This window comes from Bradyrhizobium sp. STM 3566 (genome assembly GCF_045571445.1).
GTDB classification, from domain to species: domain Bacteria; phylum Pseudomonadota; class Alphaproteobacteria; order Rhizobiales; family Xanthobacteraceae; genus Bradyrhizobium; species Bradyrhizobium vignae.
In genome coordinates this window covers 6,488,707-6,509,084 of sequence record NZ_CP120692.1, presented here as the reverse complement: position 1 = coordinate 6,509,084, position 20,378 = coordinate 6,488,707, and the positions used below count along the sequence as shown (strand labels likewise).

Below are 20,378 nucleotides of genomic sequence, written 5' to 3'. Positions count from 1 at the left end.
CGAAGGCAGTCGCATCATCCGGCGCCTGGCCTTTACGGCAGCCAAGGTCAGCCACACCGTGGGCGCCGACGGCTAATCTGCGGCGACGAGGCAACGGTCTACGCTGACAAGGCCACGACATTATCGCGCGACGTTCTTGGCATTGCTCAAGTGCGTCTACGGTCTTGGACGCGCCCGCTATCCAGATCTGATGCGCAATGCGACGGCGTTCCAGCTCGCCGCGACAACCCCTCGCTCACGCGCGATATCGGGCGGTCTTGTTCGGTCGGCGAGAACCTTTTTGAAGCTCAGCCCTTCGGCGTGAACGAACATCCGCACCGCCCGCACGTCTGTCTTGCTCCCGCGCGTAGCCAGTTGTCATTCGTGCCGGACAGAACCGGCTTCTTGTGATCACCGATCTTCTCGGGCGAAACGCCCCCGGTCTCTCGCCGAAGAGTCTTTCACTTCGTCACACAGGAGGGACCGATCTGAAGAGGCGCGTCTGCAATCAAACGAACAGTTTCGCCCGCGTCGGCCCGCGCCAGAGCGGGTTCGCGAAGATCTTTCGAATAGGATCAATGTCATCCATGCTGGCAATTGTGAGCAGGGCGCCTAACCAGCTTGGGCCAAGCTCAGCGCCGTGACTGCAACCGATGGCAATTCCCAATCGCTGGTCTGTCCCGCTACCACAAATTGGCAGGAACCGCTGCGGCGCAGACCCGCGTCGGCCCCAGGCGCTGAGACGGCCTTCAAAAGCTGGATCAAGAGATGACTTAAATACGCGGATTCTTACAAGGATGCGCATAATTTCGGTGATCTTAGGGCCTCCATTGGCGAATTCCGGCGCTGGAGACTGGTAGCATCTCAGAAGCGAAGAGCCTTCTGTCGGCCCCACGGTCGCGGAGTCAAAGGCCGCGGCCAAGAACATGGCAGGCTAAAGGAGCCTGCCGCGACGCCAGCAGGAGTGATCCATGTCTGAATCATCGGCCAAAGGACTGAAGAAGGCCGGAGCGTTGCGCCTGGGTGAGGCGTTGAGGCGCGGAGCGTCGCGGCGGGACGTGATAAAACGGCTCGTTGCGGCTGGCATGTCGGTCGCGGCCGCTGGCACATTTGCGACGTTCGCCGAGACGGCGCACGCGGAAACCCCGCGACGTGGCGGTAGGATCAAGGCGGCGACCAATGGGAGTTCGGCTACAGAGACTATGGATCCCGCGAGGGGGTTGACCCAGACCGACTTTTCACGCGCGTTTATGTTCTATAACGGGCTCACCACTCTCGACGAGAGCTTGACCCCGCAGCTCGATCTTGCCGAGGAGATGGCGCCGAGTGAGCGCGCGACAGTGTGGACTATTAAGCTGCGTCGCGACGTGCGCTTTCATGATGGCTCCCCGCTGACCTCCGCCGACGTCGTCTATTCCTTGCGGCGCCACAAGGATCCGGCAATCGGCTCGGCCATGCGTACCCTAGTCGCGCCTATGGAGGAGATCGCCGCGACCGGGCCGAACGAGGTGCGCATACGTCTTAGTGGTCCTAACGCCGATCTGCCGACCATGTTTGGCACCTGGCAATGCGCGATCCTTAAGGACGGCGTTACCGATTTCCGTACTGCGAATGGCACCGGCCCTTACAAGTGCCAGGAATTTCAACCCGGCGTGCGATCGCTCGCGGTACGCAACACTGAGTACTTCAAGCCCGGCAAGCCCTATCTCGACGAGATCGAGGTTTTTGGCATTACGGACGAACAGGCTCGCGTCAACGCGCTGCTCGCGGGCGATATGCAGCTGATCGGCACGGTCAGTCCGCGCTTGGTGCCGCGGATCATCTCCGCCTCGAACCTCACCCTCTTCGAGACCAAGGGCGGTGCCTACCATGATCTTGTCCTGCGCCTCGACGGAGCGCCCGGATCAAATCCTGACTTCGTGCTGGCGGTGAAGCACATGTTCAATCGCGAGCAAATCCGCCGGACGGTCTATCGGGGTTTCGCGGTGGTCGCGAATGATCAGCCGATCGACCCGACCAACCGCTTCTACGATGCTAGCCTGCCGCAGCGCCCCTTCGATGTCGATAAGGCGCGCTTCCATCTGCAACGTTCGGGCTTTGCCAACCAGGTCTTCCCCGTTGTCGTGTCACCCGCCGCCCCAAACTCAGAGGAGATGGGTCAGGTCCTGCAGCAGGTCGGTCAGCAGATCGGACTCAACCTCCAACTGCAACGCGTGCCGGCCGACGGATTCTGGTCGAACCATTGGGCAAAGCACCCGATATTCTTCAGCAGCAATCCGCCCAAAGCGAGCGCTGATGTTACATTCACTCAGTTCTTCTACTCGCAAGGACCCTTTAACGAGAGCGCTTGGCGCAACGAGCGCTTCGACGCGCTGCTGCTCGAAGCTCGCGCGGAGACCGACACCGAGAGACGCCGCGAGCGGTACAGCGAGATGCAGCGCCTCGTGCACGAAGGCTCCGGTGTCTGCATTCCGGTGTTCGCGAGCTATCTCGATGCCCATGTTAACAAGCTGAAGGGTCTGCGGCCTATCCCGACCGGTGGCCTGATGGGCTTCAACTTCGCCGAAAATATTTGGCTCGACCAATGACCGTTCTTGCGACATCCTCGGGACGCGGTGCGCGTCGGAGCGCGGCGCCGGGATGGCCAATATGAGGACGGCGTTGGTTGGGCTACTCGCAAGCAGGATCGCGATTGCGATCCTGACGCTCGGGTTTGTCTCAGTCGCGGTGTTCATCGGCACGGAAATCCTGCCGGGCGACGTTGCGGAGGCGGTGCTCGGGCAAAGTGCGACGCCCGAGGCTGTCGCGGGCCTGCGCCACGCCCTCCACCTCGATGATCCCGCCTATATCCGCTACTTCCTGTGGCTCGGCGGCCTGCTCTGGGGCGACCCGGGCCGCTCTCTGGTCAACAACCTGCCGGTGGCGGGGCTGATCGCTAGCCGTCTGCCGAACTCGCTGATGCTCGCCGGGGTGACGGCGGTCGTATGCGTACCGATCGCGCTCGTCCTCGGAATCACCTCGGCGGTCTGGCGCGGCAGCCTCTTCGATCGTGCCGCGAACTTCCTCACGATGTCAATCGTAGCGGTACCTGAGTTCCTGATTGCAACGCTGTGCGTGATCGTCTTCGCCGTACACTTGCGCTGGTTTCCGGCGCTGTCCTATGCGGACGGAATCGCCTCCTTTGACCAGTTCTTCCGCCTCTTCGCGCTGCCGGTGTTCACGCTGAGTTGCGTGATGATTGCGCAGATGATGCGCATGACGCGTGCTGCCGTCATTGATACGCTGCGCTCGCCCTATATCGAGATGGCGGTGCTCAAGGGGGCGCGGCCGATGCGGATCGTGCTGACGCACGCTCTGCCGAACACGATCGGCCCCATCGCTAATGCTGTCGCGCTCAGCCTGTCCTACCTTCTCGGCGGCACCATCATCGTCGAGATAATCTTCAATTATCCGGGGCTCGCACGCCTTCTCGTCGATGCCGTCTCGACTCGGGACATGCCGCTCGTTCAGGCCTGCGTGATGATCTTTTGCTCGGCCTATCTCTTCCTGGTGATGCTTGCCGATATCGCCGGCATCCTGTCCAACCCGAGGCTTCGTTATCGATGAGCGCCGATCAAACAGCCGCGGTCATCGAATCGCCTTCCCGGCGGCGGCGCCGCCCCCGTCTGCCACTCGCCGGCATAATTGGCGGTAGCATCGTGGCGTTTTGGGCGGTAATGGCCATCATCGGACCCTACGTCGCGCCTCATGACGTGGGCGCGCTGGTCGACGACGACGTGTTCGGGCAGATGCGCTGGGCCGTTCCGCTCGGTAGCGACTTTCTCGGGCGAGACGTAATGAGCCGCATTCTCGTTGGCGCGCGCTATACAGTCGGCGTCGCCGCGGCGGCGACCTTCCTCGCCGTCCTGATGGGCGGCACGCTCGGTATGCTGGCCGCGGTTTCGCGTGGGGCGGTCGACATGGTGCTCAGCCGCTTCTTCGACGCGCTCATTTCGATCCCGAGCAAGATGGCAGCCCTCGTCGTCATCGCGGCGCTCGGCTGTTCGATGCCGGTGCTAATCGGCACGGTCGCCTTGATCTATACGTCCGGCGCGTTCCGCATTTGGCGCGCGCTCGCCGTCAACGTGAACACGCTCGAGTTCGTCGAAGTGGCGCGCGCCCGCGGGGAGGGGACCGGCTATCTCATCCGCGAGGAGATTCTACCGAACATCGCAGGTCCAGTCCTGACCGATTTCGGCTTGCGGTTTGTTTTTGCGGTACTCATTCTCTCGGGTCTTTCCTTTCTTGGTCTCGGCGTGCAGCCGCCGGACGCCGACTGGGGCTCCCTCGTACGCGAGAACATCGCCGGGCTCGCCGATGGTGCGCTCGCGGTGGTTACGCCTTCGGTTGCCATTGCGACCTTGACGATCGGCGTCAACCTGCTGATCGACAATTTGCCGGGCCGCTGGTCCTCGAACGGCGAGCACTGAGATGGCCCCGCTGGTCAATGTCGACAACCTGCGCGTAACGGCGCGCGACGATTGCGGGCGCGAAATCGTGATCGTCAACGATGCCAGCTTCGCCGTCGAGCCGGGCGAAGTCGTTGCCCTTATCGGCGAATCCGGCTCCGGCAAAACTACCATGGCACTCTCGCTGATGGGCTATGCCCGCGCGGGCTCGCGCATCGTTGCTGGGAATATCACCTTCGATGGGCGGGAAGTGCTCGCCATGAGCCGGCGCGAACTGGCATCTCTACGCGGGCGCGATATCGCCTATGTGCCGCAAAGCGCGGCAGCCTCCTTCAATCCGGCCCGCACCCTACTTAAGCAGGTGATCGAAAGCTCGCAAATCCACCGGGTGATGCCGGCGGCCGCGGCTGAGGCGAAAGCGGTCACGTTGTTTCGCGAACTCGTCCTGCCGAATCCGGAGGAGGTCGGCGAGCGCTATCCGCACCAGGTATCTGGCGGGCAGCTACAGCGCCTGCTCGCCGCCATGGCGCTTGTCACCGAGCCGAAGCTGGTCATCTTCGACGAGCCGACCACGGCGCTCGACGTGACAACACAGATCGAGGTGCTGCGTGTCTTTAAGAAGGCGATCAAGGAGCGCGGCACCACGGCGCTCTACGTCTCACACGACCTCGCGGTAGTTGCACAAATGGCCGATCGTATCATCGTCCTACGCGACGGCACCATACGCGAGGTCGATGCGACCGGGCGCATCCTTTCTTCGCCGAAGAACGATTACACCAAGAGCCTCCTCGCCGCGGCCGAACCTCAGGTGCGGGCCGCGGCATCCGTTGCCTCGGAGCAGGCGGCTACTCCTGTTCTCGAGGTGAGGAGTGTTGTCGTTGGCTACGGCAGTGCTAACAATCAGGGTATACCCGCAGTGCCGGTGCTTCGGGACGTCAGCCTTTCGATCAAATCCGGCAGCACGCTCGGCGTTATCGGCGAGTCCGGCTGTGGCAAGAGCACGCTCGCACGCGTCATTGCTGGCCTATTACCAGCCGCGCAGGGAGAGGTGAAACTCCATGGTAAGCTGCTGCCACTTAACGCGGCCCACCGCACACGCGATCAGCTGCGGCGCATCCAGATCGTCTTTCAGATGGCGGATACCGCGCTCAACCCATCACGTCCAATCAACGGCATCCTTGGCCGCCCACTAGAATTTTATCACGGGCTTTCAGGCGACAAGCAACGGCACCGTGTCGCCGAGCTCCTTGATATGGTGCGCCTCCCAGCGAGCGTAGCCAACCGCTATCCGAGCGAACTCTCGGGCGGTCAGAAGCAGCGTGTCAATCTAGCACGGGCGCTCGCCGCCGAACCCTCGCTAATTCTTTGCGATGAGGTGACCTCCGCGCTCGACACCGTGGTCGGGGCCGCAATTCTCGATCTTCTTGCCGAGTTGCAGCGCGAGATCGGCGTCGCCTACCTGTTCATCAGCCACGATCTTTCCACTGTCAAAGCCGTGTGCGATCAAGTGATGATTCTCTACGCCGGACAGATAATGGAGCATGGTAGCCGCGAAGCGCTGCATAAACGCCCCCTGCATCCTTATTCTGATCTTCTGATCTCATCGGTGCCTGAGTTACGGCAGGGCTGGCTAGACCGAATGAGCGAAAAATGTCTCAAGGAGACCACGGCCGGTGTTGCGCGTACCGGACGGGGAGATGCCTGTAGCTTCTTCGAGCGCTGTCCTGTCCGTATTCCCGGCCGCTGCGACGTCGAGCCGACACCCATGCGTCGTTTGTCAAAGGGCGCTAAAATTCGTTGCCAGCGTACGGAAGAGGAGCTCGTCAAGCTGGCAGCAGGGTAAGCGAGCTGCAAGGCGGCTTGCCGGCTAAAGGAACAGCCAAGGTTGGAGCAAGGCGCTAGGGCGGTTCCAATCGACCCGTTCAGGACACGGGCGAGCCAGTCGAGGGCTTGGGCACGCTTCTCCTATCGGCAGTAGGTCCACCGCTGCTGTTATTGCGTGGTGATGATCAGGTACAATAAGTGCTCCCCGGCGTGCTCGTCCTAACACTTGTAGTGGGGGCCGAGATCTCGGAAATGCTCCTTTTGCAGAATTACTCCGATAACGAGCCGCCTTTTGCAGCCTTTGTGCATCGGTTCGGTTTACCTCTTCTTTCTCGTCACGAACTGCTGGTTGACAGCAGAAATTTGGTGGTGGGTACCGAACTCGAATAAATAGGGTCGCCGCCGCCGCCGATTGATCGTCATGTCTATGGCCTCTCATTAGCTCTCGAATAAATACAGAGGAACAGCGGCCTAAACAGAATCCTCTCAGGACAATCGAATGGATATCGCGTTCACGAAGGAAGAGCGGGAGTTCCGCGAAGCAGTGCGTCAGTTTCTGCGCGACAGCGTGCCCCCGGAGACTCGCCGCAAGATCATCGAGGGCCGTGGCCTGTCTAGAGATGAGATGGTTGCTTGCACGCGCATTCTGCACAGGAAGGGTTGGGCTGTGCCCGACTGGCCCACAGAATATGGTGGCACCGGCTGGACGCCGACCCAGCTCTATATCTTCGGGGAAGAGTTGCAGATGTATCCGGTGAAGGGATTGCCCGAGTTCGGTGCGACCCTCGTGGGCCCCGTGATTTATACTTTCGGCACTGAGGCGCAAAAGAAGTACTATTTGCCGCGCATTGCAAACGGAGATGACTGGTGGTGCCAGGGCTTCTCAGAGCCTGGCGCGGGGTCCGACCTCGCCTCGCTCAAAACGCGGGCTGTGCGGGATGGCGACCACTACATTGTTAATGGCCAGAAGATATGGACGACTCTCGCGCAACATGCCGACTGGATTTTCTGCCTGGTCAGGACCAATCCGGATGTTAAGAAACAATTGGGAATCTCCTTCCTCCTCATCGATATGAAGTCGCCCGGAATTAGCGTGCGCCCAATCAAACTGATTGATGGTAGCTACGAAGTGAACGAAGTCTTTTTCGACAACGTTCGCGTCCCCGCCGAGAACATTGTTGGTGATGAAAACAAGGGCTGGGACTACGCAAAATTCCTTCTTGGCAATGAGCGTTTCAACATCGCCACGATTGGCTCTTCGAAAGAGCGTGTCCGGCGCATCAAAACGCTTGCTGCTCTGTGCCGTCTCGGAGAGCAGAGGCTGATCGACCAGATCGCATTCCGCGAAAAGGTCGCGGCCCTTGAAGTTAGCCTAAAGGCATTGGAGGTGACACAGCTTCGAGTGGTGGCTAACGCATCGAAAGGCCAAAGTGTCACCCAAAACTCTGCGAGCGCTATCCTCAAAATAAAGGCCTCGGAGATCCAGCAGACAACAGCGCAGCTTCTGATGGACGTCGTCGGCCCCTATGCGCAACCCTATCTGTCGGAGGAAGATATACAGGCGCATAACAGTCCGCCCATTGGTCCGGATTGGGCCGCAGCTATCGCGCCCGCCTATTTCAATGCCCGAAAGGTCTCAATTTACGGCGGCTCTGACGAAATCCAAAAAAACATCATCGCCAAGGCGATTCTCGGCCTCTGACGTTCTTGGTCGAGGAGACAAGACACAAGCCTATTCGCAGCGGGCTAAGGAGACTGTTAGGGCCTGCATTCAGGAGAGTTTACCGGTGGATTTTGATCTTTCGGAGGAGCAGCGGCTTCTCAAGGACAGCCTTGAGCGCCTGATGCTCGAAGGTTACGATTTCGACCATCGGCGCAAGTACCAGAACGAAGAGGCCGGCTTTAGCGAGAGCATGTGGACGCGCTATGCCGAACTTGGGCTTTTGGCTCTGCCGTTTCCTGAGGCCTATGGCGGCTTCGGCGGCGGCACGGTCGAGATGATGATCGTAATGGAGAGCTTGGGCCAGGCGTTGATCCTTGAACCCTATTTCGCGACCGTAGTGCTCGCTGGAGGCATCCTGCGGTACGCGGCAAACGAAACGCAGAAGGCCAAGCTCATTCCAGCGGTTGGAGAAGGGCGAACAAAACTTGCCTTCGCATATGCAGAGTCAAATTCGCGCTATGACCTATTCCACGTAGAGACACAAGCGAATCAGGACGGCAACGGGTGGCTGATCAGCGGTGCTAAAGGCCTTGTTCTCCATGGTGCTGCGGCCGACAAGATAATCTTGTCGGCGAGAACGGCTGGAGAGCCGCGGGAAAGGGATGGGATAGGCCTCTTCCTCGTTGACGGCGAGGCGCCGGGACTCACGCGCCGCCGCTATCGAACGCAGGATGGACTGCATGCGGCCGAACTCACGCTGGAAAACGTACGCGTTGAGGCGGCGGATGTAATTGGAGATCCCGCGGGCGCATTTCCCGTCATTCTGACGGTTGCGGACGAGGCGGTCGCAGCTCTTTGCGCCGAAGCTGTCGGCTGCTTCGCAAAGATGCAATCGATCACGCTCAATTATCTCAAGACCCGCCAGCAATTTGGCGAGACAATTGGTTCTTTCCAGGTACTTCAGCATCGGGCCGTCGACATGTTTGCTGAACTGGAGCAGTCGCGCTCCATGGCGATGTATGCCGCGATGATGGCAGCCAGCGGGGATGCGAAGGAGCGCGCTCGAGCGATCTCGGCGGCAAAAGCCCAAATCGGCCAGTCAGCGAAAGCGATCGGCCACCAGTCGATTCAATTGCATGGCGCCGTCGGCATGACGATGGAGTACAGCGTTGGCCATTACTTCAAGCGCGTCACGATGATCGACAACTTGTTTGGAAATGCCGACTATCACCTCCGACGGCTCGCATTCCTCGGAGGGCTGATAAGTGACCAAGAAGATGGAACGCAAACGTGGTGATGTCGCATGGCTGAGGTCGTGAAGCTCGAACTTCATGATGTCATCGCGACTATTACGGTCGACTATCCGCCCGTGAATGCGCTAGGTGCTGCGGTTCGCGGCGGTATCTTGGAATGCATGAAACTCGCGATCTCCAATCCGGAGGTGAAGGCGATCGTTCTGACCTGCGCCGGCCGTACATTCATCGCGGGGGCGGATATCACCGAATTTGGCAAGCCGTCGAGGGCCCCCGACATGGGACGAGTTTATGCGGGTCATCGAGGACTCGCCTAAGCCCGTTGTCGCTGCCATCCATGGCCATGCCCTCGGGCGAGGGTTGGAAGCCGCAATGGCCTGCCATTCCCGCGTCGCGACCGACGCCGCCAAACTCGGCCTGCCCGAGGTCAAATTGGGCCTTCTGCCTGGCGGCGGCGGAACGCAACGCCTCCCCCGCGCAGTTGGGCCAGGGCTTGCCGTAAAGATGATAGTGGGGGGTGATCCGATCACTGCGCGAGAAGCACTGAATAGCGGCCTTATCGCGGACGTCGTGGAAAGTGCGGCCGCAGGCGGGCAAGCCTTCGCGCGCAGGGTTCTTGCCGATCGGCTGCCAGTACGCAAGCTCCGCGATGATGATACAAAAGCTCGCCACAGCAAAGGCCGACCGTTCGCTTTTCACCAAGGCAGTTGCCTCAATGACCAAGCGGGCGCGCGGGCTGGAAGCGCCGTTCGCCGCCGCAGATGCCATCCCCGCTGCGATGGACCTGCCGTTCGAAGAGGGGCTTAAAAAAGAGTTCGAGGGCTTCAATAAGCTGCTGGAGAGCGAGCAGTCCAAGGCGCAGCGCTATGCTTTCTTGGCAGAGCGCGCTGCCAACAAACTTGCAGACCTTCCCGAAGGCACGAAGCCACGAAGCCACGACGAGTTGAACGGGTGGCGGTCGTCGGGGCTGGAACGATGGGTGGTGGCATCGCGATGTCTTTCGCTAATGCCGGCGTTCCTGTGATCCTAATCGAGAGTACGGAAGAACAGCTCAGGCGTGGCTTGGACACCATTCAGAGGACTTGGGAAGCATCCGCCGCGCGTGGCAGCATCCCCGCGGACGCTCCCGCCAAACATATGGCCTTGATTAGCGCCACGGTAGGTCTCAGTAACCTAAAAGAGTCAGACCTTATGATCGAAGCGGTCTTCGAGACTATGGCCGTCAAGAAAGAGGTGTTCGCGCAGCTCGACAAATACGCCAAGGAGGGCGCGATCCTCGCCTCCAACACCAGCTATCTGAACGTCGACGAAATCGCCTCGGTCACCCACCGCCCGCAGGACGTGCTTGGGATGCACTTCTTCTCGCCTGCAAATGTGATGAGGCTGTGCGAGATCGTGCGCGGGCCGCGAACCGCACCGGACGCGCTGCTGACCGCGATTTCGATTGCCCGCCAGATCGGCAAGGCGCCGGTCGTAGTGGGCCTCTGCCACGGGTTCGTCGCCAATCGCATGTACGACCCGGATCAAGCAGGCCGACAAGCTTATCTTCGAGGGTGCGCTACCGCATCAGATCGATGCAGTTCTGACTGAATTCGGCATGCCGATGGGACCCTTCGCGATGGGCGATATGGCTGGCTTGGATATCGGCTGGCTTTCGCGTAAAGATCGGGGCATCAAGTCGGAGATTTCCGATGCCATCTGCGATGCCAGCCGCTTTGGTCTGAAGGCCGGCAAAGGCTGGTACATGTACGAGGCCGGCTCTCGCACCCCGATTCCGGATCCTGACGTCGAGAAGCTGATCGACGAGACGCTCACGCGGCTTGGCCGCAAGCGCCGAGTCATCAGCGACGAACAAATTCTCGAGCGCATGATGTACTCGATTGTCAATGAGGGCGCGCGAATCCTTGAAGAAGGAATCGCGGCCAGGCCGAGCGACATCGATGTGGTGTGGCTCCATGGATTTGGCTGGCCAATCTATCGCGGAGGCCCAATGCACTGGGCCGACCAGGTCGCCTGAAGCGTATCGCCGACCGCCTCGCGTTCCATGCAAAGCAGACCAACGATCCCTCGCTTGGGCCGGCATTGCTCCTCGAGCGCTTGATCGTGAAAGGCAAGGTCTTCGCTTCACTCAACTAGCGACCGGCCAGGGACGACGTTTATATTGACAGGATGGCCAACAGTAAACAAAGGACCGCCACGCGACGAGTCGCGATGAATAAGCCTAAATCGTCCGTGCGTATGGCATCCCACTCGCAGAGCGCCCGACAAGTCTCTCGCGCATCTCCACTCCGAATGTACCGCTGGCGCACTCGCCGAAGCTTGGTTAACCAAAGACGATGTCGGCGGCTACCTTCCGACGGGTCATGAACCGCGCGTCGCCCGTCTTAATGGCTGGGCTTTTTGAATCGCAAGGTGAGCCATTGTGACTGCACTGATGGCGGTTCCGCACCCTTGGACAGCACATTTCTCACCCGGCTCAAGCTATCGCGCCTAGCTAGTAAATGTAATGTGGTCCTGGTAGCGTTGGCTAGACGGCCTCGAAGTGCGCCAGCCATTTCCAATGCGACGTTACTCGCCGGGTTTGTTGTGAGAGCGGCCGCTCCCAGAGCCTCTTGGAAATATACGCGTTGTGCGCCCGCCGTCACATGCATGAGTACGGGGTAACTAGCGAGCAACATCAATGCTAATGGCGATCGCGCCGAGTGTGTTCTCGCCTGAGATGATGGATGGGATGCTGCAACGCGTGGGTGACCTTACGCCAAAAAGCCCCGAACTTTAGTCTGACGGTGAGCTTCTGCGTCAAAGCATCAAAATCCGCCTGATCTGAGCGCTCTGCCTGCAGAGTTGGCGATTTTCTCCCGCAAGGGTGAGCTAATTCTCTCTTAGCTTCAGGTCAGCAGCGGGCAAATGGTAGTTCGGGCAGCCCGGTCGAGTGAAGGCGAGGTCGGACGAATAATGGCTGAAGATTTGATCTCCTTGGGGGAGAAGTTGTATCGGCGGGCCCAAGCGACCCCCGACGCGCCGGCGGTTAGTTGTGGCGAGGTCACTCTCACGTGCCGGCAGTTGGAGGCGAGAGCGAACCGAATCGCGCGCGCGCTGCAGAAGCTGGGCGTCAGGCTCGGCGACCTCGTCACCATCGGCTTGCCCAACAGCGTCGACTTCATCGAGGCCTGCTGGGGCGTTTGGAAGCTGGGCGCGTCGCCTCAGCCTGTGTCCTTCCGCCTGCCGAGTGCCGAGCTGCAAGCCATCGTCGACCTCGCGAATCCGGCGGTGGTAATCGCCTTGCCGGGTATGGAGACCAACCGGCGGCGCGTCACAGTGTGCGACCTGCTCGCCTTGTCAGATGATGACCGACCGATAGAGCCGCGCGTGGCCCCGGTGAAGCAGGCTGCGACCTCGGGTGGCTCGACAGGCACGCCGAAACTCATTCTCTCGGGCTTACCGGGTCTCACGTCGGCCGAGCCGACGGATGCACCTGGTATCTGGCGCTTCCGGTCAGGCGAAACGGCTCTGATTCCGGCACCGCTCTACCATAACGGCCCCTTCGGATGCGCCTTGGATGCGATAACTCAGGATGGCCATCTGGTGCTTATGCCGCGATTCGACGCGGAAGGTGTACTCGCCGAGATCGAGCGGCGCAGGGCGAGCTGGATCTATTTGGTTCCAACCATGATGAGCCGGATCTGGCGGCTGCCCAACCAGGTGCGAGCCCGCTATGACGTTTCATCGTTGAAGACTCTCTGGCACCTGGCTGCGCCCTGTCCACCATGGCTCAAAGAGGCCTTCATCGGTTGGTTAGGACCCGACGTAATCATGGAGCTCTACGCCGGCACCGAGAGCCAAGCTTGGACCACCATTACCGGAAGCGAGTGGCTAGATCACCGCGGCTCGGTCGGCCGCGTAACCGTCGGTGAAATGAAGGTCTGCGACGCCGACGGAAAGGAGCTGCCTGCTGGTGTGATCGGTGAGGTTTACATGCGCCGCGGGGAAAGCTCGCAGCCTTCCTACCAGTACCGCGGTGCGACGGCCCGCAGCCTACCTGGCGGCTGGGAGAGCCTAGGCGACATCGGGCATTTCGACGCAGACGGATACCTGTACCTCGCTGATAGACGTACCGATATGATCCTCGTGGGGGGCGCCAACGTCTACCCTGCCGAGGTCGAGGCAGCGATCGATGAGCACCCGCTGGTCATATCAAGCGCTGTCATCGGCCTGCCGCACGAGGACCTGGGCTCGTCCATTCACGCCATTATTCAGGCTCGACCTGGGCTAAAGGGCGAGGCGCTGCTGGCGCATCTCGCCGACAGGCTGGTGAGCTATAAGAGGCCCCGCACCATAGAATTCGTTGAGGAGCCGTTGCGTGACGATGCAGGCAAGGTTCGCCGTACCCAATTGCGCGACGAGCGCATCGCTCGCATGAAGTCGCTCAAGAGCGAAATGTAGTCGGCGTCGTGTTCTTTCTAAAGAAGACGGGGATATAGTAGCCAGCAGGCCATGACATTGACGCGGTTTTCTGACCGACGCTACTCGCGATATGGTGTGAACCGCTTAGGTTCGGCAGCCGATCCTAGCGGATGCGGCCGCTGCAGGAGAATCAACATGTCGAGGAATTCGTCACGAGCCACGCGCGGCATAACCGTTCGTCTCGACAAAGCTAAGATCGTGCGCATCATCAATACCCAGTCAGGTCGTCGACACCTGGGCGTTCAATGCAAGCGAGACGTCCGAATTCATGGCGATGGAGCATACCCGAGCGTCAATGAAGCCTACGCCGGCCGTGTCGAATCGTTGAACAATGTACCCACCAGTCAAAGCCCGGAATCACGTCACACTCCGGGCGGAAATGGATGCGGTTGTCGTACTCTCAGCCTGCCCGATGGATTTGCTGCCGGTTACCGGGGGCCGATTGCACACTAGGCGACTACGAGTGTCGGCCTAGTCGGCTGTCACTTCGATGGGAACGGAAGCCCCTCAGCGCCTGTTTGACAGGATCGCGAATCCGCGAAGGCAGCGGCACGGCCGCTGAACCTACCGCATCCAGTGTGGCGCTTCAGCTCCGATCCAAGAACGCGCCTGAGTTGCTCCCGCCGTCTAATCTGCTTTCAAAAAAATGGTAGGGCCCGCCGCCAAGCGCGCTGCGGTCGCGCATCTGCAGGCTGTCATGAGCCTGTCGGAGCGGCGGGCCTGTTCGATTGTCGGAGCGGATCGGAAGATGATCCGCTATCGCTCCAGCCGTCCTCCGGACGCGACTCTCCGTGGCCGGCTGCGTGACCTTGCCAACGAGCGGCGGCGTTTCGGCTACCGCCGGCTGTTCGTGCTGCTGCGGCGGGAGGGTGAGCCATCGGGGATCAACCGGATCTACCGGCTTTATCGGGAAGAAGGGCTCACCGTCCGCAAGCGGCGGGCTCGCCGCAAGGCCGTGGGGACCCGTGCCCCGATCCTAGTCGAGGCGATGCCCAACGCGCGCTGGTCGCTGGATTTCGTCCACGACCAATTCGCCAACGGTCGGCGCTTCCGCATCCTCAACATCGTCGACGACGTCACCAAGGAATGTCTGGGCGCCATTCCGGATACGTCGATCTCAGGACGACGCGTCGCTCGCGAACTGACGGCCGTCGTCCAACGACGCGGCAAGCCAGGAATGATCGTGTCCGACCACGGCACCGAGTTCACCTGCAATGCCATGCTCGCCTGGTGCAGGGACGCAGCTATCGACTGGCACTTCATTGCACCGGGAAAGCCGATGCAGAACGGCTTCGTCGAGAGTTTCAACGGCCGGATGCGTGACGAGCTGCTCAACGAGACTCTCTTCTTCGATCTCGACCATGCCCGCGCCAAGATCGCCAATTGGGTTGCCGACTACAATCTTCAGCGGCCTCACTCGTCGCTGAAATACATGACCCCCGCGGCTTATGCCGCCCACCTCACGCAACGGACGATCGGCTACGCAACCCCGACCAGCTCCGCCGATCGTCCGTTGCTCCATCCGCGCCACTTGGCGTACAAAGCTCCGAGACTCTAACCGCTGCCGGATGAAAATTCAGTGGCAGGTCACCATGGCAAGGTCGACCATTGTGCGATTAATGCCTGGCGCCCGAGGAGATCTCCGCCGTCGCTTCCACGACCAGTGCATGGCGGAGCTTCGTTGAGGATTGCGACTATGAAAGTGACTATGAGCGATACAACAACCATTCACGATGTTATTCCGAAAGTGGACGTCATCAAGCGCGCGGTCCGACTTGGTGCCGAGATCAGGAATGTCAGCCTATCGCATGAGTTGTCAGACGAGGTCATCCACGCCATCAACGACTTGCTGCTCGAGCATAAGGTTCTCTTCTTTCGTGATCAGCAGGCACTCGATGCTACCAAGCACGAGCGCTTGGTCATGCGGCTAGACGATTTGGTGCCGGATTATCAGCCGGAGTCGGTCCGCAGCGGTGGTCATGCCGACCAGCGGCAGCAAACGGTGGTCATGCTTGAGGGTTATCCGGAGATCTCCCTCCTGCGCAGCATGATAAATCCGTCCTATCACGGTGACTCCGTCTGGTCGGATATGGCGGCCGCATATCAGGCGCTTCCGCTGTCATTGCGGATGTTAGCCGATCAGCTCTGGGCGGTTCACAACAATTCGCAGGCCTATGCGATGAAAGAGGAGCTCGCGGAGGCAGACAAACAACTTTTGGACGACGTGTTTACCAGGCCGAGTTTCGAGACCGGAGCATCCGGTAGTTGGCGTCCACCCCCAGACAGGCAAGCGCACGCTCGCTATCGGCGATTTTGTGCAGCGCTTCGTTGGCTTTCAGAAATATACTAGCCAGAAAATCTTCCGCCTCTTCGAGTCATACATCACCGCGCCGGAAAACACGGTGCGTTGGAGTTGGCTACCGGGCGACGTTGCGATCTGGGACTGTCGCGCTGCCCAATATCACGAGGCAAAGGACTTGAGCGATCACCATCGCGTGCAAAAACGCGCCACTACCGATCGCGATCTGACACTCAGCATCGACGCCCGTCGCCTCACTAAACACATCAAATCGTCAAAGCAGCGGACGCCCAAGACTCTTACCGCGTACGGCGCCATGCGAAGTCGCAGCTCGCTGTGGTGATGTTGGTCTTCGTGCTGAAGCCAAGCTGTTGCCGGCGGCACTGGCACGCTAATGGACGGCGTCCAATCAATCGTTGATTGTTCTTCGCCGGGTTGCGGCCAGTTCCTCTCTATTCTTAATGGAGCAGCATTTCTCTACAGGAGCAACGGCCAGCGTACCTATGTAGGTGACTCCTAGTCGTGGCGTCTTGTTCAGATGGATCGCTGATCTAACGAACATTTTTCACGTGCGGCACACCCGCGTTCATCTGACTGTTGGACCAAGTCGTCATCACGACGCCGGCCAACGGGTTTTTAGTCTGCGCCTACCGGTGAGACGGAGTGGGCAGCTATCCGTCCGACGCCTCGCGCTGCTCTGGCCGACTGCCCGATTATACGGCGCTTCAATTGTCGGGCGTCCGAAGCCTCTCTGATGAACTCCTGCACTAAAGAAAGGAAATGCGCCGAATATATGCACGTTAACGGCAAGAGTTGGCCGACTTTCCTCCTCAATCTGACGTAAATGTCGTTTGTAGATGGCGTCCTCGCGAAGGAGCGAGAAGGATCCAAAACGAATGTGCTCGCGCAGCAACAAACTTTTTGCCGGATGCAATGAAAGGGCCGTACCAAACGATGCATCGGGACCTTCTGCTCTCCAACCTGGAACGGAAAGCGCAGGAGCGGGCATACTACGTAGAGAACTTCGGGCGAAGCGGCGCCAACTGTGTCTTTGCGCCAGCCGCTACGTCGACACCAACGGGGCCGGTTCGAAGTGTTCAATTGTGATGCGCGCCGACATCGCTGCACTACGACTTAGGATGCGCGCGAAGATCCGCATTATAGATCGTTCGCCTGCTGCCGTGTGTGCAGGCCCCATCGCAAATACCAGCTGCTCAGCGCGTCCGGGCCATCAAGCCCTTCTATAAGGTCAGGTAATTCATGAACAAGGTCTATTCCGACGCCAAGTCGGCGCTTGATGGCATTCTAAAAGACAACATGATGATCATGTCGGGCGGCTTCGGCCTCTGCGGCATCGCCGAGGAGCTGTCGGACGCGATCCGGGAGTCCGGCGTCAAGGGCCTGACGGTGGTCTCCAACAATGCCGGCGTCGACGGCATCGGCCTCAGCCGCCTTCTCGAAACCCGCCAGATCAAGAAGATGATCTCGTCCTATGTCGGCGAGAACAAGCTGTTCGCCCAGCAATTCCTCGCCGGCGAGCTGGAGCTCGAATTCAACCCGCAGGGCACGCTGGCCGAGCGCATCCGCGCCGGCGGCGCCGGCATCCCGGCCTTCTACACCAAGACCGGCGTCGGCACGCTGATCGCCGAAGGCAAGGAAGTGAAGGAGTTCGACGGCGAGAAATATCTGATGGAGCGCGGTCTGTTCGCCGACCTCGCCATCGTGCACGCCTGGAAGGGCGACACCGCCGGCAACCTCATCTACCGCAAGACCGCGCGCAATTTTAACCCGATGATGGCGACCGCCGCCAAGATCACTGTGGCCGAGGTCGAGCATCTGGTTCCGGCCGGTGAACTCAATCCCGACCACATCCATACGCCCGGCATCTTCGTGAAGCGCATCGTCGAGGTCGGTACGGCCAAGAAGCGCATCGAATTCCGCAACACCCGTCCGCGGCCTGCGGCTTAACTCGCAACCCCTCAGGAGAGTCATATGGCCTGGACCCGTGAACAGATGGCCGCTCGTGCCGCCAAGGAGTTGCGCGACGGTTATTACGTCAATCTCGGCATCGGCATCCCGACGCTGGTCTCGAACTACATCCCTGATGGCGTCGATGTCAGCCTGCAGAGCGAGAACGGCATGCTCGGCATGGGCCCGTTTCCCTATGAGGGTGAGGAAGACGCTGACCTGATCAACGCCGGCAAGCAGACCGTGAGCGAGCTGCCGTCGACCTCGTATTTCTCGAGTGCGGAATCCTTCGGCATGATCCGCGGCGGCCACATGGATCTGTCGATCCTCGGCGCCATGCAGGTGGCCCAGAACGGCGATCTCGCCAACTGGATGATTCCCGGCAAGATGGTCAAGGGCATGGGCGGCGCGATGGACCTCGTCGCCGGCGTCAAGCGCGTCGTCGTGGTGATGGAGCATTCCGCCAAGGATGGCGCCAAGCTGCTGAAGAAGTGTACTCTGCCGCTGACCGGCGAGCGCGTCGTCGACATGGTCGTCACTGATCTTGCAGTCTTCACCATCGACAAGCACGGCGACGGCGGCATGGCGCTGATCGAGCTCGCCGACGGCGTCACGCTCGACGAGGTCAAGGCCAAGACCGAGGCCGAATTCCGCGTCGCGCTGAAGAATACGTAAGGTCGTCGCAACGGGGGCGCGCATGACGATACGGTCAGCGCGTCCCGAACGACGCGGCTTTCATCGCAAAGACCATCTTGGAATAAATGCGTGGTCTCTGTCCGCGCAGCGGTTGGATGTCGCGCGCAGCTAGACGGACGGGAAGCGACCTATATCGTGTTGTTTCCTATTGCTTCGTGGGGCCCAGATCGTCAGGAAGAGCCTTGCATCAAGATCAACAAGTGGGAGGGTGTGGCGGCGACAATCATTGGTCAACCAGAGCTCGCTACTCCTCGACTGTTCTCGAGCAGAGCGTTCGCAGTCACGTGCGCTGGTGTCACACCGACCAGCTCTTCGTAAAGGCGAGGATCAGTAGCACCCTCGGTGTTGATCAAGAATACCCGTGCATTCGGATTAAGACCAATTTTGGTACGCAAGTCTGGATTGGAAGCGGCCTTCAGCAACGCTGCGAGACCAGCACCACCACTTTCGCCCGCGACAACCGCCAAATCGCTATCCGTCGGATTTGCCAGACGTTTCATCGCGCAGATTGCGTCATCGTCGTCCACGGTCATGAAGCCGTCTGCTGTACGCGAAAGTACACGCCAAGCGATAAGCGAAGGCTCGTAACATTCGAGCATTGCCATTACGGTCGATTGCGTATGAGCCACCTTCACAGGATGCCCTACTCGTGCGCTTTCAAAAAGACACGCTGCACGCGAGGGCTCGGAACAATGAAGAAAGGACGGTCATGGTCCAGCAAAATCGAGAGGTGTCCGGCAACGGCAGCGGCAAGTCCACCTACACCTGACTGAACGAAAACATGAGTGGGACGTTCAGGCAACTGACGCAGGGCCTCGCTGAGGAGGGCAGTGTAGCCCTGCATTACCAGGCTCGGGATGCGCTCGTAGCCGGGCCACGAGGTATCAGATACCAATGTCCAACTCTGTCTTGCCGCAACTCGGGTAGCCGCGGCTACAGAATCATCATAGTTGCCATCGACGCGGTTCATCTGCGCGCCAAACCGAGCAATGGCGGCGATGCGTTCATCACTCACGCCTGAATGAACGAAGATGGAGCATTGTGCGCCGACAAGTTGGGCCGTAAGCAACTGATCGGCCGTGGTTACCATCGGTGGCGCAACAGACCGTCATACCTGCTGCCACAGCTCTCACTTCAGGCGTGTGCAACTCTGACGTGTCGACATCGAACTGCCGACTTGCTTCCTCGAGCAATAATCGGATCACAGCGTAAGAACCGCCCAAAGCTTTGAAACTGCCCAGGCCGAGGCGATGGCCTTCATCCTTGAGATGGATCGAACTAACACCAATCTCACGAGAAAGCCCGGCTAAAGAAATGAGAGGAGTTTCCTTGTGGCCGTCGCGATACCTAAGAAACCGTTCGACTTCACGAGCGGTCTCGATGCTCAAAGTATCGGCGTCTGACGCCTCCAGAGGATCGCGGTAAGCTGTCTGCCGGTTAAGGAGGAACATGTCTTCAGCTCTATCACTTCATTGACGGCTCTCTATGAGCAGCCTGACCGCAATAAAAGTCAAGCCGAGCGTGTTTGTGGAAGAACCACTCAAACCAAGAGGATGAGCCACTGAGTTTGGATATCCCCGTCATTGCTCGGGTTGCTTGGTCAAACTTAGCAAATAGAGATCGCATCTGCGCAGATTGGAGAAAGGGCAACTCGGCCTTTCTGGCACGCTGGCGAATTGAAGATTAGCTCAGTTTGCCGACATCGCGCACATGGTCGCCTTCGCGGAGAAGGCGGTAATCGCCATGGTGAAATCAATCAGAAAATGGAGTTGAGCGCATAATTT

General features: G+C 59.7%; 11 protein-coding genes and 3 pseudogenes. 13 read left to right on the top strand and 1 reads right to left on the bottom strand.

Annotation, left to right across the window (positions count from 1 at the left end; genetic code table 11):
- Nucleotides 1-950 precede the first annotated feature (950 nt).
- From P6U27_RS31040 to P6U27_RS30980, 13 genes and pseudogenes are all read left to right on the top strand, one after another.
- The gene (locus P6U27_RS31040) at nucleotides 951-2,567 is read left to right on the top strand and encodes an ABC transporter substrate-binding protein (RefSeq protein ID WP_407193149.1); all 1,617 of its coding nucleotides are present in this window, start codon (nucleotides 951-953) and stop codon (nucleotides 2,565-2,567) included.
- A gap of 61 nt (nucleotides 2,568-2,628) precedes the next feature.
- Nucleotides 2,629-3,585, top strand: a complete 957-nt coding sequence (locus P6U27_RS31035; RefSeq protein WP_407193148.1) for an ABC transporter permease — start codon at nucleotides 2,629-2,631, stop codon at nucleotides 3,583-3,585.
- Nucleotides 3,582-4,448 carry an ABC transporter permease gene (locus P6U27_RS31030; RefSeq protein ID WP_407193147.1) on the top strand — a complete coding sequence of 289 codons (867 nt, stop codon included), beginning with the start codon at nucleotides 3,582-3,584 and terminating at the stop codon, nucleotides 4,446-4,448. The genes P6U27_RS31035 and P6U27_RS31030 overlap by 4 nt, the downstream gene beginning before the upstream one ends.
- 1 nt (nucleotide 4,449) lies before the next feature.
- Nucleotides 4,450-6,270 (top strand): ABC transporter ATP-binding protein, encoded by a 1,821-nt coding sequence (locus P6U27_RS31025; protein WP_407193146.1) that lies wholly within the window; start codon nucleotides 4,450-4,452, stop codon nucleotides 6,268-6,270.
- Between the two features lie 480 nt (nucleotides 6,271-6,750).
- A complete protein-coding gene (locus P6U27_RS31020) occupies nucleotides 6,751-7,953 on the top strand; it encodes an acyl-CoA dehydrogenase family protein (protein WP_407193145.1) in 1,203 nt (400 codons plus the stop codon).
- A gap of 85 nt (nucleotides 7,954-8,038) precedes the next feature.
- Nucleotides 8,039-9,211, top strand: a complete 1,173-nt coding sequence (locus P6U27_RS31015; protein WP_407193144.1) for an acyl-CoA dehydrogenase family protein — start codon at nucleotides 8,039-8,041, stop codon at nucleotides 9,209-9,211.
- A gap of 6 nt (nucleotides 9,212-9,217) precedes the next feature.
- Nucleotides 9,218-11,303, top strand: a pseudogene (locus tag P6U27_RS31010) (3-hydroxyacyl-CoA dehydrogenase NAD-binding domain-containing protein).
- Nucleotides 11,304-12,122: 819 nt separating this feature from the next.
- Nucleotides 12,123-13,610: an AMP-binding protein gene (locus P6U27_RS31005; protein WP_407193143.1), complete on the top strand. Its 1,488-nt coding sequence runs from the start codon at nucleotides 12,123-12,125 to the stop codon at nucleotides 13,608-13,610.
- Nucleotides 13,611-14,271: 661 nt separating this feature from the next.
- Nucleotides 14,272-15,203: pseudogene (locus P6U27_RS31000) on the top strand (IS3 family transposase); the annotation flags it as partial.
- Nucleotides 15,204-15,327: 124 nt separating this feature from the next.
- Nucleotides 15,328-15,981, top strand: coding sequence for a TauD/TfdA dioxygenase family protein (locus P6U27_RS30995; RefSeq protein WP_407193142.1), 654 nt, complete (start codon nucleotides 15,328-15,330; stop codon nucleotides 15,979-15,981).
- Nucleotides 15,935-16,273 carry a TauD/TfdA family dioxygenase gene (locus P6U27_RS30990; protein ID WP_407194509.1) on the top strand — a complete coding sequence of 113 codons (339 nt, stop codon included), beginning with the start codon at nucleotides 15,935-15,937 and terminating at the stop codon, nucleotides 16,271-16,273. The genes P6U27_RS30995 and P6U27_RS30990 overlap by 47 nt, the downstream gene beginning before the upstream one ends.
- A 917-nt stretch (nucleotides 16,274-17,190) precedes the next feature.
- Nucleotides 17,191-17,898 (top strand): CoA transferase subunit A, encoded by a 708-nt coding sequence (locus tag P6U27_RS30985; RefSeq protein ID WP_407193141.1) that lies wholly within the window; start codon nucleotides 17,191-17,193, stop codon nucleotides 17,896-17,898.
- A gap of 24 nt (nucleotides 17,899-17,922) precedes the next feature.
- On the top strand, nucleotides 17,923-18,573 hold the full coding sequence (locus tag P6U27_RS30980) for a CoA transferase subunit B (RefSeq protein ID WP_407193140.1): 651 nt from the start codon (nucleotides 17,923-17,925) through the stop codon (nucleotides 18,571-18,573).
- A 251-nt stretch (nucleotides 18,574-18,824) separates the two neighbouring features.
- Here the strand turns inward: P6U27_RS30980 and P6U27_RS30975 are convergent.
- Nucleotides 18,825-20,045, bottom strand: a pseudogene (locus P6U27_RS30975) (diaminopropionate ammonia-lyase).
- Between the last annotated feature and the right edge of the window lie 333 nt (nucleotides 20,046-20,378).